Here is a 14,957-nt window from a genome sequence, read left to right as displayed (position 1 = left end):
CGGGTTTTCCGGGCTTTTTCCCAATCAACCTTTCGGCCCCTGGACTTATGCGACACCTCATTACCGGCCGCGCCTGGCGTGGCTTGCTGCTGGCCCTGTGCGTCTTGCTTGCCGCTTGCGGCGACCGGAATGTCGACTGGACGCTCTACAACGTGAAAGGCCACCTGCCCGACCTCAAATTCTCGTTGCCCGGCGCGGGCGGCAAGACGGTCAGCAGTGAAGACCTCAAGGGCAAGACGGTACTGCTCTTCTTTGGCTACGCCAGTTGCCCGGACATCTGCCCCACCACCATGGCGCAATTGACGGCGGTGTTGCAGAACCTGGGCGACAAGGCCCGGGACGTGCGCATTCTGTTCGTCAGCGTGGATCCCCACCGCGACACGCCCGACATCCTGCAGGCCTACGTCAACGCGTTCAACAACAACGCGATCGGCGTGACCGGCGACGAAAAACAGATCGCCGACCTGGCCCGCCGCTACCGCGTCGCCTACCAGATTGAAAAGCCCCGCCCGGGCGACGACGCCGACATGTACGAAGTGACGCATAGCCGCGGCGTGTACATTTTCGACAACGAAGGCCGCGCGCGCCTGTTGGCCTCGGATACCGACAGCATCGACGCGCTGACCAAGGACGTCCGCCAGCTGATTGACCTGACCTCCTGACACCGGCGTGACGGCGACGATGCGCCGCAACATGTTGCAGCCGTGCGCCACATACCAGTTGTTACAGCGGCGCGATTCGGAGCGTGAGTATCATCACAGCTGATTGCCCTTTTCCCCCTAGTAAGGAGTACGCGCATGAGCTTCATCATCATGATCATCGTCGGGTTCATCGTGGGCCTGATCGCCCGGGCCATCATGCCCGGTGACCAGAACATGGGAATCATCATGACCACCATCCTGGGCATCATCGGCGCCGTCGTTGCCGGGTTCCTGGGCCAGACGATGGGCTGGTACGCGGAAGGCGAACCCGCAGGCTGGATCGCATCGGTGGTGGGTGCCATCATCGTGCTGTTCGTGGTCGGCATGATTGCCAAGAAGCGAACCTGACGTTCCCCTAGGCAAGGTTCAACGAAACGGGCCGGTCGAAAGACCGGCCCGTTTTCGTTGCAGCCACAGAGGCCCCGCAAGCAACGCGTTCAGCTTGGCGGGCGTCTGCGTTCCTACCCCTCGTACCGCTTGCCGCGCTCCAGCAGCGCTGGCGTGCCGATCACGACGTTCAGTCCGTCGAAATCCAGCATGCGCTCTTTCCAAGGCAGCGTCGTGCCGTGGCGGTGCAGGCTGCCGTAATAGCCCTGCAAGGCATGTGCCACGGCGCGCGCCGTGCCACCGGGAAATATCACGATGCGAAAACCCAGCGCGGTCAATGCGTCGGCGCCCTGCACGGGCGTCTTTCCGCCTTCCACCATGTTCGCCAGCAGCGGCACCCGGGCGGCGAAGCGCGCACACGCGGCCCGCATCTGCTCGGGCGTGCGCAACGCTTCGATGAACAATGCATCGGCGCCCGCTTCCAGATAGGATTCGGCCCGGTCCAGCGCGGCGTCCAGCCCCTCAACGGCCAGCGCGTCGGTACGCGCCAGTATCAAGGTGGAGGCTGTGGTGCGCGCGTCCACCGCCGCGCGCAGCTTTCCGCACATCTCCGTGGCCGGGATCACGGTCTTGCCGTCCAGGTGGCCGCAGCGCTTCGGAAACGTCTGGTCTTCCAACTGGATCATCGCGGCGCCCGCGCGTTCGAAGCCCCGCACCGTTCGCTGCGTGTTCAAGGCATTGCCGAACCCTGTGTCGGCGTCCACGATGACCGGGGTGACCACGCGTTCGGTGATCCGGGCCAGCGTGTCCTCGACCTCGGAATAGGTGGTCAGCCCGATGTCTGAACGGCCCAGCCGCGTATAGGCGATCGAGGCGCCCGACAGGTACAGCGCGTCGAAGCCCGCCTGCTCGGCGATCAACGCCGATAAGGGGTCGTAGACGCCGGGCGCCAGCACGGCGCCAGCGGCCAATTGCGCTTTCAAGGGTTGTGTCATGAATATTCCTATGCAAGCGTGCGTTCAAGCAGCGCGGCGGCGGTTGCCGCGGCGATATGTCCACCCGCCACCGCGCTAAGCAGTCCATTGCCGGACAGGTAGCCGGACACGTCGTTGCCCGACACGCCGCGAGCGGCGCCACCGGCAGCCAGCAGATTGGGCAACGGGAGGCCATCGGCATCCAGCACGCGGGATTGCGCATCGATATCCAGCCCGCCTTGCGTGTGGAACAGTGCGCCGGTGACCTTGACCGCGTGATACGGCGGCAGCAAACCGCGTCCGAAGCGCCGGCCGTGCGGATCCACGGCATCCGAATGGACACCTTGGAGCGTCCGTCCCAAAGCGCCGGCGTCGCAGCCGATCAGCGTGGCCAGCTCGGGCAATCCGGCGCAGTGCCGGACCGCCTGGCCCGCTTCGGCCGCCACGAAGTCCGGGAAACCGCGCGCCAGCGCCAGGGTGCGGTCGTCGAACACGTTCCAGGCGATCCCGCCCGGCTGTGCCAGCACGTGGACCGCGGCTTCGGAATAGCCGTGCGTCTCGTCATGAAAACGCAGGCCGTTGGCGTTGATCTGCACGCCGCCATCCATCATGACGGCCCAGGAGATAAGCGCCCCCTGCGGCGTCGCCCAGGATCCATGCCCCTGGTACCCGCCCAGATCGGCCACGCGCGCGCCCAATTGCCTGCCCCATTCGATGGCGCTGCCGTCATTGCCGGCGTGGCCGCCGTACACGGCGCCTCGCATGGCGGGCAAATGCTCGGCCACCATGCCTGCGTTGCCGCCAAATCCGTTGCAGGCCAGGATCAACACTGCGCAGCCGATCACGTCGACCGACCCGTCGGGCCGCTCGCATCCGACGGCGGTGATGCGGCCGTCTTCGGTTGCCCAGATCTCGCGCGCCAGCGCCCGCGTCAGCACCGTTGCCCCCGCGCTGGTCGCCGCGCGTTCCAGGGCGGCGACCAGCGCCTGCCCCGTGCGTTCCGGCAAGGCGTGCATGCGGCGCGCGGAGTGGCCGGGGTAGAGGAACCCGTCCAGCACCTGGAACGCCAGGCCGTGGCGCCCCAGCGCGTCCATGGCGGCCGCGGCGGCGCCGGTGTAGGCGGTGACCAGATGCGGCGCGGCGGTCCCGCCGGCCTTGGCCTGGATGTCGGCGGCAAAGCGCGCCGCGTCGTCATCGATGCCGGCCTCGCGCTGCACCGCGGAACCCGCCGCCGGGATGAAGCCCGACGACAGCGCCGACGACCCGCTGGGCGTGGCATCGCGCTCGATCAAGACGGTCTCGATACCGGCCTCCGCCAGCCGCAGGGCGGCGGTCAGCCCGCAAGCGCCGGCCCCGATGATGAGCACCGGCACATGCATCACGTCGCCGCCCGGGACGCCGCGTTTGACGGTGGGCGCGCTCACGGGGCCAGCCTGCCCAGGAAGTCCTGGCACGTCACGATATCCGCCACCGTGCGCAGGTCGGCCAGCGCGGCATCATGCATGACAGGCGTGGGCGCGGCGCAGCCGTCAGCCAGCACCGTCACGTGATAGTCCCGCATGTGCGCGTCGCGCGCCGTGCTTGCCACGCCGCCGTTGGTGACGATGCCGGCGATCACCACGTCGGACACGCCCGCGCGGCGCAGCACCCAATCCAGCTGCGTGTTGAAGAACGCCGAATACGCCACCTTCCAGACCGACACGTCCACCAGGCCGTCCAGTTCGGCCACGTTGGCCTGGCCGTGCGACCCAGCGGCGAAATCGCCTTTCGCCAGGAAGGGGCGTAACTGCTTCAGATGCGGCGAGATCATGGGTTCGCCCCGCGCATCGGGCCACAAGGTGAACAGGCTGGCGGCGACAAGGCCGCCTTGCGCCTTGAGCGCGCGGGCGACGGGCGCGACGCGTGCCGGCAGGACGCGCGCCTGCGGACTGACGGCGCCGCCGCGGTCATAGGCGCCGCCCGGCGCCAGGAAATCGTTTTGCAGATCGATGATGAGCAACGCGGTCGTACGGGGGTCCAAGGGGTGCATGGCGGTCTCCTAGGCGTCCCGACGGGTGATCAGAAGATTGCCCAGTGCGTCGACGCGGCCGGCAAAGCCGGGCTCGATCCAGATGGTGGTGTCCGGTTGTTCAAGAATGGCGGGGCCCGCCACCTCGGCCCCCACGGGCAAGTCCAGGCGTGCGTACCGCGCGGCTTCGTGCCAATGGCCGGCGTGGAAGACGCGTTGCGTGCCCAGCGCGGACGGCATCTCCAGGCAAGTCGGCGCCAACAGCGCCAGATCGAACTTGGGACGCTGCCCGATGCGGGCATAGCGCAGATTCAGGATGCGCACGGCGATGCCGTTCAGGCTACGGCCGAACGCCGCGCGGTAAGCGCCCTCGAAGGCGGCGGCGATACCCGGGCGTGTCAGCGCATTGCGCGCGACTTCCACGCGCACGGTATGGCTTTGGCCCACGTACAGCATGTCCAGCTCGATGCTTTCACGGACGCCCTCGAAGGTCACGCCCGCGGAGTCCAGCCGTTCCTGGCAAGCGGCCGCCAGGCCGTCGATGCGCGCAAGCAGATCGTCGGTATCCAGCGCGTCCAGCGCCGAGTTCAACGTCTGCACGCCGTCGTGCCGCATATCGGCCATGACGCAACCCAGCGCCGACGTCACGCCCGGGTAGCGCGGCACGATGCCGTGGGCCGCGTCGACTTCATTCATCATCGCGCACACGTGCAACGCGCCGCCCCCGCCGAACGGCATGTAGGCGAATTTGCGCGGATCGTGTCCCCGTTCGATCGAGACCACCCGGATCGCGCCCGCCATCTTGGCGTTGGCCACGGTCAGGATCGCCTCGGCCGCCGCATGGACGTCCAGCCCCAGCGGCCTGGCGACATGCTCGTCGATGGCGGCCCGCGCCAGGTCCGCGTTCATGGTGGCCAGCAGCCCGCCGCCCAGCGGGCGGTCGGCCGGAATGCGGCCCAGCAACACGTTGGCATCCGTGACGGTGGGCCGGGTATTGCCGCGGCCATAGCAGGCCGGGCCGGGGTTGCTGCCCGCGGATTCGGGACCAACCTGCAACAGGCCTCCCGCATCGACGCTGGCGATCGACCCGCCGCCCGCGCCGATGGTTTCAATCTGGATCATCGGCGCGCGCACCACCATGCCGAAGTCGATCACGGTCTGCGCGGACAGCGAGGCCTCGCCGCCCGCCACCAGCGATACGTCGAACGACGTGCCGCCCATGTCGCCGGTGACAACGTCGGGAAAGCCGGCGGCTCGCGCGATGGCCGCGCAGGCGATCACGCCGGCCGCCGGCCCCGAGAGCGCGGTGCGCACCGGCACGTCGCATGCCGTCTGCCGGGACATCACGCCGCCGTTGCTTTGCACGACCAGCAGTTCGCCTCCGAAGCCGTGCTCGCGCAGGTCGGACTCCAGACGGGTCAGATAGCCGCCCACCACCGGCTGCAAGGCGGCGTTGAGCACCGCCGTCGAGCAGCGCTCGAATTCGCGGATTTCGGGCAGCACCTCGGTCGCCGCCGTCACGTTGCCATTGGGCCAGACCGCGCGCACGCGCGCCGCCGCCTGCGCCTCGTTGACCGGGTTCGCGTAGGCGTTGACGAAGAACACGCATACCGCCTCGCAGCCTTGCGCCAGCAGCGCGCGGGCGGCCGCCTCGACCTCGTCCAGGTCCACGGGCGTGTGCACCGTGCCGTCGGCCAGCACGCGCTCGCTGACCTCCAGGCGCCGGTCGCGCGGAACGATCGGCTCGTAGTTGCCGCGCAGCCCCCAGGTCTGGGGCCGGTCGCGCCGCCGCATTTCCAGCACATCGCGGAACCCGACCGTCGTGATGATGCCCGTGCGCGCCACTTTGCGCTCCAGCAACGCGTTGGTGCCCACGGTGGTGCCGTGCACGATGGTGGCGATGGCGCCCGCGCCGTCGGCCACCCGGGCGATGCCGTTCATGAAGCCACGCGCTTCTTCGCCGCGCGTCGACGGCACCTTGACCACGCGCGCGGCGCCGCCTGCCTCGTCCAGCACGAACAGGTCCGTGAACGTGCCGCCCACGTCCACCCCCACGACCAATCCCTGCGGGGGGTTCATTCCATCTGCCGCGCTCATGCCGACTGCTCCTTCTTGTTGTCGCCTACATAGCCCATCTTGCGGTCGTGTTCGCGCGCAGCGGCCGAACGCGCCGCCGGTTCGCCATACCCGCCGCCACCCGGCGTTTCCAGTCGCACGCGGTCGCCCCGCTGCAACTGGATACCCAGCATCTTGGAAGTCATGGGCGGCGTGCGCCATTGCCCGTCCTGCCGATAACGGAAGACGTTCAATGCGGCCTCGCCGCCGCCCGCGATGCCCTTGGGCGCGCTACGCCCCCGTTCGCCGAAGATGAATGCCTCGGCGCCGTCTTCCAGTAGCTCGATTTCGTAGATGGCGCCCAGGCCGCCGCGATGGGCGCCGTCACCCGCCGAATCCGGGCGCAGCGCCCACTGCGTGAAGCGCACCGGATAAGCAGCCTCCAGGATCTCCAGCGGCGGAATGGTCGCGGTGGAAATGGGTGCATTGCCGTGGCTCAAACCATCGCCATCGGAATGTCCGCCATGGCCGCCCCCGAAGAAGCTGAACATCACCCAGCGCTGCCCCTTGCGCGCCGCATCGCTGCGGTAGCCGGCAATGGACAGCGCGTTGATCGTGCCGTAGGCCTGCGCCATGGCGCGCTGGGGCGAGGCTTGCGCCATGGCGCAGAAGATAACGTCGATCATGCGCAGAATGGTCTCGGTGTAGCCACCCACCGGGCGCGGGCGGTCCGCCGAGATGACCATGCCGTCGGGCAGCACCACGTCCACCGCGTCAAGCACGCCCGCATTCGCCGGCACGTCCGGAAACAGGTGCTTCAGCGCCACGTAGCACGCCGCGATGGCGGTGGCGCGGGATATATTGACCGGACCGGCGCAGGCGGGCGAGGTGCCGTTGAAATCCAGCGTCAGCCGGTCGCCGTCGATCTTCAGCTTGAGCGCGATGCGCAGGGCCACGTCGCGCACGCCGTCGTTGTCCAGCATGTCTTCGAACGCATATTCTCCGTCCGGCAGGCGCGCGATATGGTCGCGCATCAAGCGGCGCGCGCGTTCGCGCAAGGTGTCCAGCGATTCCAGCACGGTGGCGTCGCCGTATTCGTCCAGCAGCCCGCCCAGCCGGCCCGCGCCCAGCTCCAGCGCGGCCAACTGGCCATTCAAGTCGCCCCACAGGCTGTCGGGCAAGCGGGTGTTGGCCTTCAGGATGGCCAGCACGTCCGGGTCCAGGACGCCCGCGCGCACGATGCGCACCGGCGGGATCTGCACGGCTTCCTGCCAGCATTCGGTAGCCGCCGGGTTGTAGTTGCCGGGCACCGCGCCGCCCACATCGTGCCAATGCGCGGCCGACGCCAGGAAGCAGAACAGCCGCCCGCCCCGGAACACCGGACGCACCAGCTTGAAGTCGTTCGCGTGCGTGCCGCCTTCGTAAGGGTCGTTGAACAACCAGACGTCGCCCTCGACCATGCCGCCGCGCTCGGCGGCCGCCTTCGCCGCCGCCTTGACGGCGAACGCCATAGCGCCCACGAAGACGGGCAGCCCGGATTTGCCCTGGATCAGGGTGGCGCCGGTGGCCGCGTCGTACATGCCGTGGCAGGCGTCGTGGGCCTCGGCGATGATGGGGTTGAACGCGCTGCGGTACAGCGTCGCGTCCATCTCATCGGCAATCTGTTCCAGGCGGCCCTTCAGGACCGCCAGGGTGACGGGATCAAGCATTATCTTCTTCCTAAAAGGTTTGACGCTGTTTCAGCAGGTTCAGCAGGCCGCCGGCCCTGACCATGTCCATCAGAAAGGGGGGGACGGTCTCGCAGAGCATGTCGGCGGGGTCGGCGCCGTCCGCGCGGCGGATGCGCCCGGCGGCGGGATCGAACGCGATGCGCTCTCCGTCGACCAGCGCTTCCGCTTGCGCGCAGGTCAGCAGCAGCAGGCCGACATTGAAGGCGTTTCGGAAGTACAGGCCGTTGAACGACGGCGCGATCACCGCGGCCACGCCCAGGTGCACGAGCGCGGCGGCGGCCTGCTCGCGAGACGAGCCGATGCCGAAATTCGGCCCGGCCGCCAGTACGTCGCCTGGCTGCACCTGACCGGCGAATTCCGGTCGGACCCGTTGCAGGCAATGGCGCGCGATTTCGTCGATGCCGAATTTCATATAGGCGCCCGGGGCCAGCGCATCGGTGTCGATGTCCGCCCCCACCCGCCAGACGCGATGCGTCCCGTTGTGGTCCGTCATGCCATGAACTCCCGCGGATCGGCGATGCGCCCGGCCACCGCCGAGGCCGCCACGGTATAGGGCGACGCCAGGTAGACCTGCGCGGTCTCCGAGCCCATGCGCCCCTTGAAATTGCGCGCGGTCGTGGAAATGACGCTGGCGCCGTCGGGGATGGAGCCGCCATAGCCTGCGCAGGCGCCGCAAGACGTGGGCAGCACCTGGGCACCGGCCTCGCGCAGCCACTGCATCACCCCTTCCTGCTCGGCCTGCCGCTGGTCCTGGCTACTGGCCGGGGCCACCATCAGGCGCATGCCGTCGGCCAGCCGGCGCCCGCGCAGCACGCTGGCGGCGGCGCGCAGATCTTCCAGCTTGGCGCCGGTGCAGGCGCCGATATACGCCACCTGCACCGGCACGTCGCGATACTGATCCGCGTCGCGCGCATTGGCCGGGCTGTGCGGGGCGGCAACCTGGGGCGCCAGCGAATCGGCGTCGAAGTCGTGCCATTCGGCGTCCGCGTCCGCATCGCTTCGCCAGCGATCCAGGTCCAGCTCCTGCGCCACGCCCGCCTCGCGCAGATAGGCGGCGGTGGTCTCGTCGGGCGCGATCAGCCCCACCTGCGAACCCAGCTCGGCGCTCATGTTGGACAAGGTCATGCGTTCCTGCATGGACAGCGCGCGCACGGCCTCGCCGCAGAACTCAACCGCCTGGTAGCGTCCGCCATTCATGCCGTAGCGGCCGATCATGTGCAGCATCATGTCTTTGGCCGTGACGCCGGCGGCCAGCCGCCCGCGCCATCGCATCATCAGCGTCTTCGGCACCTTGACCCAGATCTGGCCCGTGACGGCCACCCCCAGCATCTCGGTGCTGCCGATGCCGAACATATATGCCCCGAACGCACCGCCCGTGGGCGAATGCGAATCTCCGCCCACGCAGAACATGCCCGGGCGGATATGGCCATGCTGAGGCACGACCACATGGCAGATGCCGACCGAGTCGTACACGTTGGGCAGCCGCTGCCCCGCCGCCCAATCGCGCGCGATGCGCACGATGCGGCGCGATTCGTCGTCGGATTCAGGCACGTAGTGGTCGATGACCAGCACGATCCTGGCAGGGTCCCACAACTTGGCGCCCAGTTCCTCCAGCATGGGCTGCAGGCGCCGCGGGCCGCTGGAATCATGGAACATCGCCAGGTCCACCGCGCAGGTAACGATTTCGCCCTCGTCGACAGCGGATCGCCCGCAAGCGGCGGCGATCAGCTTCTGGGCCAGGGTTTGAGGCCGGGTCATCGCTACATCCCCAGATAGGCGCGGCGAACGTCGTCGCTGGCCATCAGTTCCGCGCACGATCCGCTGTGGCGCACCGCCCCGTTTTCCAGCACATAGGCGCGTTGCCCGGTCTCCAACGACAGGCCGACGTTTTGCTCGACCAGCAGGATCGACAGCCCGTCGGCGTGCAACCGTCGGATCAGGCCGAACAGTTCTTCGACCATCAACGGCGACAGCCCAAGCGACGGCTCGTCCAGGATCAGCAGCCGGGGTTCGGCCATCAGGCCCCGGCCGATCGCCAGCATCTGCTGCTCGCCGCCCGACATGGTGCCGGCCAACTGCGTCAGCCGCTCGCGCAGCCGCGGGAAGATATCCAGCACCTTGTCCAGGTTCGCCGCGCGATTGCCGCGCGCACGCGTGAACGAACCCAGCTCCAGGTTCTCGCGCACGCTCAGGTTCGGGAAGATGCGCCGGCCTTCGGGCACCTGGATAAGCCCGGCCTTGACGACCTCGCGATAGTGACGCCCCGTCAAGTCGGCGCCGCCAAAGCGGACGGATCCGCCCCAGGGCCGGCATAGCCCGGAGACGGTGTTGTTCAACGTGGACTTGCCGGTGCCGTTGCTGCCCAACAGGACCACGATCTCGCCCTCGCCCACCGTCAGGTCCACGCCGCGCAACACCTCCATGCGCCCGTAGCCTGCCCGCAGGCCGGTGATTTCCAGCAGCGCGCTCATGCCGCGGCTCCCTGCGCGGCCAGCCGGGCCGCCGCGCCATGCCCCAGATAGGCTTCCACCACCGTGGGGTCGCAGGTGACTTCGCCAGGCGTGCCCGACGCGATCAGCCGGCCCTGGGCCAGCACCCACACGTGCTCGGCCAAACTCATCACCGCGCGCATGACGTGTTCGATCATCAACACGGTGACGCCATCGTCCACCAGCTTTCTCACCACCGGAATCATTTCGTCGATCTCGCTAGGGTTCAGCCCCGCCAGCACCTCGTCCAGCAGCAGCAGGCGCGGTCGCGTAGCCAGCGCGCGGGCCAATTCCAGCCGTTTGCGCCCCGCCACGGTCAGGTCGGCCGCGGGCTTGTCCAGCACCCCTTGCAGGTTGACGCGCGCGGCAACCTCTTCGGCCGCGGCCAGCGCCGCCCGCCGATCACGCAGGCGCAAATGCGCGCCCACCGCAATGTTCTGGCGCACCGTCTGGGCGCCAAAGGGCTGCACGATCTGGAAGGTTCGGGTCAGGCCCAATCGCGCCGACTCGTGCGGCGCGCGGCCCGTGATGTCCTGGCCGGCAAAGTGCACCGAACCCGTGCCCGGTTTCAGGAAGCCGGACAACAGCGCGAACAGCGTGGTCTTGCCCGCGCCGTTCGGGCCGACCAGCGCGGTCAGCGAGCCTTGCGGCACGTCCAGGTCCACGTCCTGGACCGCCTTCAGGCCGCCGAAGGAGATAGACAGATTACGGGCTTGCAGCAGCGTTTCAGACACGGGCGCGCTCCTTGCCGAACAGCTGGCCCAGCGAGCGGCCGCCGCCGCTGATGCCGCGCGGCAGGAACATCACGATCAAGATGAGCACCACGCCGTAGATCACCATGCTGATGCCCGGCAGTTCGCCGAACAGGTTGCGCGTCAGGTCGGCCAGCCCGTGCAGGACGACCGCGCCCAGCACCGGCCCCCAAAGCGTGCCCATGCCCCCCACGATCGCGCCCACCAGGGCCTCTACCGACACGGCGGAACCAAAGGCGATGCCCGGATCGACGTACTGGAACACCTGCACGTAAAAAGCACCGGCGGCGCTCATGAACGCCGCCGACAGCGCGATGCCGCCCAGCTTCACGCGCAGCGGGTTCACGCCGATGGCGCGCGCGGCGTCCTCGTTGTCGCGCACCGCCTGCAGGTAGGCGCCGAAACGCGAATGGCGCAACCAGGCCGTGGTGGCCAGCGCCAGCACCACGATGGCCAGCAGCAGGTAGACATAGCCTCGACGCGAAGCGAACTGCATATTGGCCGCCCCTTCCTGCAACGGCACCATCAGCCCCACCCCGCCGCCGGTGAAGGACGCCGACAACGCCAGAATGCGGAAGACCTCGGCGAACGCCAGCGTCACCAGCGCGAAGTACGAGCCCTTCAGTCCGTAGCGGAACGTCAGGCCGCCCACGGCCAGGCCCGCCAGCGCGCCAAACGCAATGGCCATCGGCAGCGCCAGCCAGGGGTTGATCCCGAAGTTCAGCTGGCCCAGCGCCTGGGCATAGGCGCCCACGCCGAAGAACAGCGCATGGCCGAAAGACAACTGGCCGCCATAGCCGCCCAGGATGTTCCAGGCCTGCGACAACAGGGCCGCGTACAGCGACATCATCACGAAGGTCAGCAAGACGCCCGACTGAACGAATGCCGCGAAGGCGGCCAGCGCCACCCCAAATAGCGCGATTGCGCAAAGATCCCGGTTCATGCTCAGCCCCTCGCCCCGAACAGCCCCTGCGGGCGAAACAGCAGTACCGCGATGAAGATCGCGAAAATGCCCATCTGGCCCAGCGAATCGCCCAGGAACAGGCCTCCGATGGACTCCACCACGCCAATCAGCAACCCGCCCGCCAGCGCGCCCGCGAAACTGCCCATGCCGCCCAGCACCACAATGGTGAACGCCACCAGCACGAAGCCGCTGCCCACCTGTGGGTTGACGTAATAGGCCGGCAACAGAAAACAGGCGGCGGCGCCCAGGCAGGCCATGCCGATGCCGAACGACAGCGCATAGACCTTTTCCACGTCGATGCCCATCAGCCTGGCGCCCTGCTTTTCCCGCGCCACCGCGCGGATCGCCCGGCCCAGGTCGGTACCGCGAAGGATCCAGAGCAGCACCGCTGCCACCGCCAGCGCGCCGAAAAAGGCAATAACCTTGGGCAGCGCGATCATGGCCGGGCCGATCTCCACGGTGGACAAGGTGTAGGCCGTGTCGATGCTGCGCGTGTCCGACTTGAACCACACCAGCGCCAGGTTCTCCAGCACGATGGCCAGACCCAGCGTGACCAGCAGGATGTTCTCGTCCTTGCCATGGCTGGCGCGGTTGATCACGAAGCGTTGCAGCGCGTAGCCCAGCGCGAACATTCCCGCCACGACCAGCGGCAGTGCGGCGTAGGGATCGATGCCCAGCCGGTCCTTCAGCAGGTAGACGGCGTACAACGCCACCATCAGCGCGGCGCCGTGGGCGAAGTTGATGATGTGCAGCACCCCGTAGATCAGGGTCAGCCCCAGGGCGATCAGCGCATACACCGCGCCGGTCGTCAGGCCGTTGAGCACGGAAGAAAAGAGGATGGCGGGATCCAGCATGCTTAGCGCTCAGGCCTTCAGCGGGAAGATGGCATCGGCCTGGCGATATTCGGCCGGAACGATCACCTTGATGTCGCCACCGATCACCTGCGTCAGCAGCGGTCGCGCCCCGGTGTTCTGGCCGTTCACGAACCGGGTCGGCCCATACGGCATCAGGTTGTCCTGGAAGGTGCTGGCGGCCAGCGCGTCGATGATGGCGGCGCGGTCGGCGGACTTGGCGCGCTCAAGGGCATCGGCCAGCAACTGCATCGAGACGTAGGTCATGAAGACTTCATAGCTGAAGTACGCGCCCTTTTCCTCGACCCGGGCTTTCAGCGGCGCCACGCGCGGATCCTTGGGGTTGAACCAATGGTTGCAGTCGATGATGCCGTTGGCGATGTCGGGGAATTCCTTCAGGAACTTGTAGCTGGACGCCGCGCCTCCCAGCACCGAATAGATGGCCTTGGGCTGCACCTTCTGCTGCTTCATGGCGCGCAACAGCAGCGCGTATTCGTTGTAGTAGTTGGCGGGAATGACGATGTCCGGATTCACCGACTTCATGCGCAGCACGATATTGTTGAAGTCGCGGGTGGGGTTCGGGTGCTTCACCACGTCCTTCACCTCGAAGCCGTGCTGCGGCAGCGACTTCGACAGGAGCGCCGCGGTGCCGGTGCCGAACAGCGAGTCCTCGTGCACGATCATGACGGTCTTGGCCGGCTTGCCGGCGGCGTCGTTCAACGCGGCCAGGTCGGTGATGGCGCGTTCGCTGCAGGCACGGTAGCCGGGGCCGAAGCGGAAGGTGTTCTTCAGGCCGCGCTCCACGATCTGGTCGGCCACGCCTACGTCCACCACATGCGGCAGGTTGTACTTGGCGGCGGTCTGCGTCGTGGCCAGGCAGATCGCCGACGCATACGCGCCGACGATGGCCGACACCCCCGCCTCGTTCATCTTCTCCACTTCGGCCGAACCGGCCTCGGGGCGGGACTGCGCGTCGCCCAGCACGGCCGCCAGCGGCGCGCCGCCCAGCGACTTGATGCCGCCAGCCTTATTGATGTCTTCAATCGCCAGCAGCGCGCCCAGGCGGCATTGCTGGCCCGAATACGCCAGCGCGCCGGTCACGGGGTGCAGCACGCCGATCTTCACGGGCGTGGCGCCCTGCGCGCGCGCCACCCAGGGCGCGGATACCAGGGCTGCCGCGGCGGCGGATCGATAGAGAAAGGTGCGGCGCGAATTCATGGGAGATCTCCGAAGGGTTCAATGAAATTGGGCCGACAGCTCTTCGCTGACCCAGACCTTGGCGTCGATGCTGCCGACGCGCGACAGCTGCAATTGGTACTGATAGCGGTCGGGCCGGTACAGGCCCTGCAACAGCTGGACGGGGCGGTCGTTCACGTCGCGCACGACGCGGGTAACCGCCAGCAGCGCCGAGCCCACCGACACGTCCAGATGGCGCGCCACCTGCGCATCGGCCAGCTTGGCCGAAATCGTCTGCGTGGCGCCGCCGAACTCCACGCCCGCGGCCTCCAGCAGCATCAGCAAGGGCTCGCGCTCCAGGTCCGCACGCGTGAAGTCGGCCACGGCTTGCGGCACATAGGTCGTGATGTGGGAAAGCGGCCCGGCCTCGGTGCTGCGCACGCGCAGGCTCTTGTGGACCGGCGTGCCGGGCGCGATGCGCAACGACTCGGCCACGGCCAACGGCGCGGACACCAGCGTGCTGTCCAGCACTTGCACCGATGTACGCAAGCCCATGTTGACGATGTTTTCCAGCAGCCCGGTCAGATGCGCCTTCTGCGGCACGTTGGGCGCGGGCGCGGCCTGCGGGCTGGACGCCGCGCGCAACGGCCACGTTCCCAGGCCGGGGCGCCGAGACACCAGCCCGTCGGCCACCAGCATCTCCAGCGCTTTGCGGATGGTGATGCGGGCCACGTCGAACTGGTCGGCCAGCGCGTGTTCGCCCGGCAGCCCATCCTGATCGAACCTGCCCTCTTGCAACTGCTCGCGCAGCACAAGGTAGATCTGATGGTATTTCGGCAGAGGTAGTGAAGTTCCCATGTCGGGAACTCTAGGGGTGTCCTAATGTACCGTCAATGGAACAAATGACGCGGCGGGCTGTTCCATCGGGAA

Annotated in this window: 15 protein-coding genes; 2 read left to right on the top strand and 13 right to left on the bottom strand. The window is 67.9% G+C overall.

The annotated features are described in order from the left end of the window. Window positions 1-47: 47 nt before the first annotated feature. Window positions 48-662, top strand: a complete 615-nt coding sequence (locus CQ050_RS26595) for an SCO family protein (RefSeq protein WP_105559840.1) — start codon at window positions 48-50, stop codon at window positions 660-662. A 135-nt stretch (window positions 663-797) separates the two neighbouring features. Beyond that, window positions 798-1,049 carry a GlsB/YeaQ/YmgE family stress response membrane protein gene (locus tag CQ050_RS26590; RefSeq protein WP_105559839.1) on the top strand — a complete coding sequence of 84 codons (252 nt, stop codon included), beginning with the start codon at window positions 798-800 and terminating at the stop codon, window positions 1,047-1,049. A 113-nt stretch (window positions 1,050-1,162) separates the two neighbouring features. Here CQ050_RS26590 and CQ050_RS26585 read toward each other — a convergent pair whose 3' ends face one another. The 13 genes from CQ050_RS26585 to CQ050_RS26525 are packed head-to-tail and all read right to left on the bottom strand — an operon-like array spanning window position 1,163 to window position 14,885. Then, complete coding sequence (locus CQ050_RS26585) at window positions 1,163-2,023, bottom strand: oxaloacetate decarboxylase (RefSeq protein WP_105559838.1); 861 nt, start codon at window positions 2,021-2,023, stop codon at window positions 1,163-1,165. A gap of 8 nt (window positions 2,024-2,031) precedes the next feature. Beyond that, window positions 2,032-3,426: an FAD-dependent oxidoreductase gene (locus CQ050_RS26580; protein ID WP_105559837.1), complete on the bottom strand. Its 1,395-nt coding sequence runs from the start codon at window positions 3,424-3,426 to the stop codon at window positions 2,032-2,034. Continuing rightward, the gene (locus CQ050_RS26575) at window positions 3,423-4,031 is read right to left on the bottom strand and encodes a cysteine hydrolase family protein (RefSeq protein WP_105559836.1); all 609 of its coding nucleotides are present in this window, start codon (window positions 4,029-4,031) and stop codon (window positions 3,423-3,425) included. The genes CQ050_RS26580 and CQ050_RS26575 overlap by 4 nt, the downstream gene beginning before the upstream one ends. A 9-nt stretch (window positions 4,032-4,040) precedes the next feature. Next, the gene (locus CQ050_RS26570) at window positions 4,041-6,089 is read right to left on the bottom strand and encodes a hydantoinase/oxoprolinase family protein (protein ID WP_105559835.1); all 2,049 of its coding nucleotides are present in this window, start codon (window positions 6,087-6,089) and stop codon (window positions 4,041-4,043) included. A 14-nt stretch (window positions 6,090-6,103) separates the two neighbouring features. Then, complete coding sequence (locus tag CQ050_RS26565; RefSeq protein ID WP_105559834.1) at window positions 6,104-7,774, bottom strand: hydantoinase B/oxoprolinase family protein; 1,671 nt, start codon at window positions 7,772-7,774, stop codon at window positions 6,104-6,106. A 10-nt stretch (window positions 7,775-7,784) separates the two neighbouring features. Beyond that, window positions 7,785-8,288 (bottom strand): 3-isopropylmalate dehydratase, encoded by a 504-nt coding sequence (locus CQ050_RS26560; protein WP_105559833.1) that lies wholly within the window; start codon window positions 8,286-8,288, stop codon window positions 7,785-7,787. After that, window positions 8,285-9,553, bottom strand: coding sequence for a 3-isopropylmalate dehydratase large subunit (locus CQ050_RS26555; protein ID WP_105559832.1), 1,269 nt, complete (start codon window positions 9,551-9,553; stop codon window positions 8,285-8,287). Before CQ050_RS26555 ends, CQ050_RS26560 begins: the two co-directional genes overlap by 4 nt. A gap of 2 nt (window positions 9,554-9,555) precedes the next feature. Further along, window positions 9,556-10,266, bottom strand: coding sequence for an ABC transporter ATP-binding protein (locus CQ050_RS26550; protein ID WP_105559831.1), 711 nt, complete (start codon window positions 10,264-10,266; stop codon window positions 9,556-9,558). After that, window positions 10,263-11,018 (bottom strand): ABC transporter ATP-binding protein, encoded by a 756-nt coding sequence (locus CQ050_RS26545; protein WP_105559830.1) that lies wholly within the window; start codon window positions 11,016-11,018, stop codon window positions 10,263-10,265. The genes CQ050_RS26550 and CQ050_RS26545 overlap by 4 nt, the downstream gene beginning before the upstream one ends. After that, window positions 11,011-11,979 (bottom strand): branched-chain amino acid ABC transporter permease, encoded by a 969-nt coding sequence (locus tag CQ050_RS26540; protein WP_105559829.1) that lies wholly within the window; start codon window positions 11,977-11,979, stop codon window positions 11,011-11,013. Before CQ050_RS26540 ends, CQ050_RS26545 begins: the two co-directional genes overlap by 8 nt. 2 nt (window positions 11,980-11,981) lie before the next feature. After that, entirely contained in the window at window positions 11,982-12,854 is an 873-nt protein-coding gene (locus CQ050_RS26535) for a branched-chain amino acid ABC transporter permease (RefSeq protein ID WP_105559828.1), read from the bottom strand. A 9-nt stretch (window positions 12,855-12,863) separates the two neighbouring features. Further along, entirely contained in the window at window positions 12,864-14,069 is a 1,206-nt protein-coding gene (locus CQ050_RS26530; protein ID WP_105559827.1) for an ABC transporter substrate-binding protein, read from the bottom strand. A gap of 18 nt (window positions 14,070-14,087) precedes the next feature. Beyond that, window positions 14,088-14,885: a GntR family transcriptional regulator gene (locus tag CQ050_RS26525; RefSeq protein ID WP_105559826.1), complete on the bottom strand. Its 798-nt coding sequence runs from the start codon at window positions 14,883-14,885 to the stop codon at window positions 14,088-14,090. Window positions 14,886-14,957: the final 72 nt, after the last annotated feature.

The organism is Achromobacter sp. MYb9 (genome assembly GCF_002975275.1).
Classification (GTDB): domain Bacteria; phylum Pseudomonadota; class Gammaproteobacteria; order Burkholderiales; family Burkholderiaceae_B; genus Achromobacter.
Note: the sequence above shows the minus strand (reverse complement) of the source record. Positions and strands in the feature narration are given on the sequence as shown.

Coding starts and splice junctions, on each gene's coding strand:
- CQ050_RS26595 (WP_105559840.1), top strand. CDS start 48: ATGCGACACCTCATTACCGGCCGCGCCTGGCGTGGCTTGCTGCTGGCC.
- CQ050_RS26590 (WP_105559839.1), top strand. CDS start 798: ATGAGCTTCATCATCATGATCATCGTCGGGTTCATCGTGGGCCTGATC.
- CQ050_RS26585 (WP_105559838.1), bottom strand. CDS start 2,023: ATGACACAACCCTTGAAAGCGCAATTGGCCGCTGGCGCCGTGCTGGCG.
- CQ050_RS26575 (WP_105559836.1), bottom strand. CDS start 4,031: ATGCACCCCTTGGACCCCCGTACGACCGCGTTGCTCATCATCGATCTG.
- CQ050_RS26570 (WP_105559835.1), bottom strand. CDS start 6,089: ATGAACCCCCCGCAGGGATTGGTCGTGGGGGTGGACGTGGGCGGCACG.
- CQ050_RS26565 (WP_105559834.1), bottom strand. CDS start 7,774: ATGCTTGATCCCGTCACCCTGGCGGTCCTGAAGGGCCGCCTGGAACAG.
- CQ050_RS26560 (WP_105559833.1), bottom strand. CDS start 8,288: ATGACGGACCACAACGGGACGCATCGCGTCTGGCGGGTGGGGGCGGAC.
- CQ050_RS26555 (WP_105559832.1), bottom strand. CDS start 9,553: ATGACCCGGCCTCAAACCCTGGCCCAGAAGCTGATCGCCGCCGCTTGC.
- CQ050_RS26550 (WP_105559831.1), bottom strand. CDS start 10,266: ATGAGCGCGCTGCTGGAAATCACCGGCCTGCGGGCAGGCTACGGGCGC.
- CQ050_RS26540 (WP_105559829.1), bottom strand. CDS start 11,979: ATGAACCGGGATCTTTGCGCAATCGCGCTATTTGGGGTGGCGCTGGCC.
- CQ050_RS26535 (WP_105559828.1), bottom strand. CDS start 12,854: ATGCTGGATCCCGCCATCCTCTTTTCTTCCGTGCTCAACGGCCTGACG.
- CQ050_RS26530 (WP_105559827.1), bottom strand. CDS start 14,069: ATGAATTCGCGCCGCACCTTTCTCTATCGATCCGCCGCCGCGGCAGCC.
- CQ050_RS26525 (WP_105559826.1), bottom strand. CDS start 14,885: ATGGGAACTTCACTACCTCTGCCGAAATACCATCAGATCTACCTTGTG.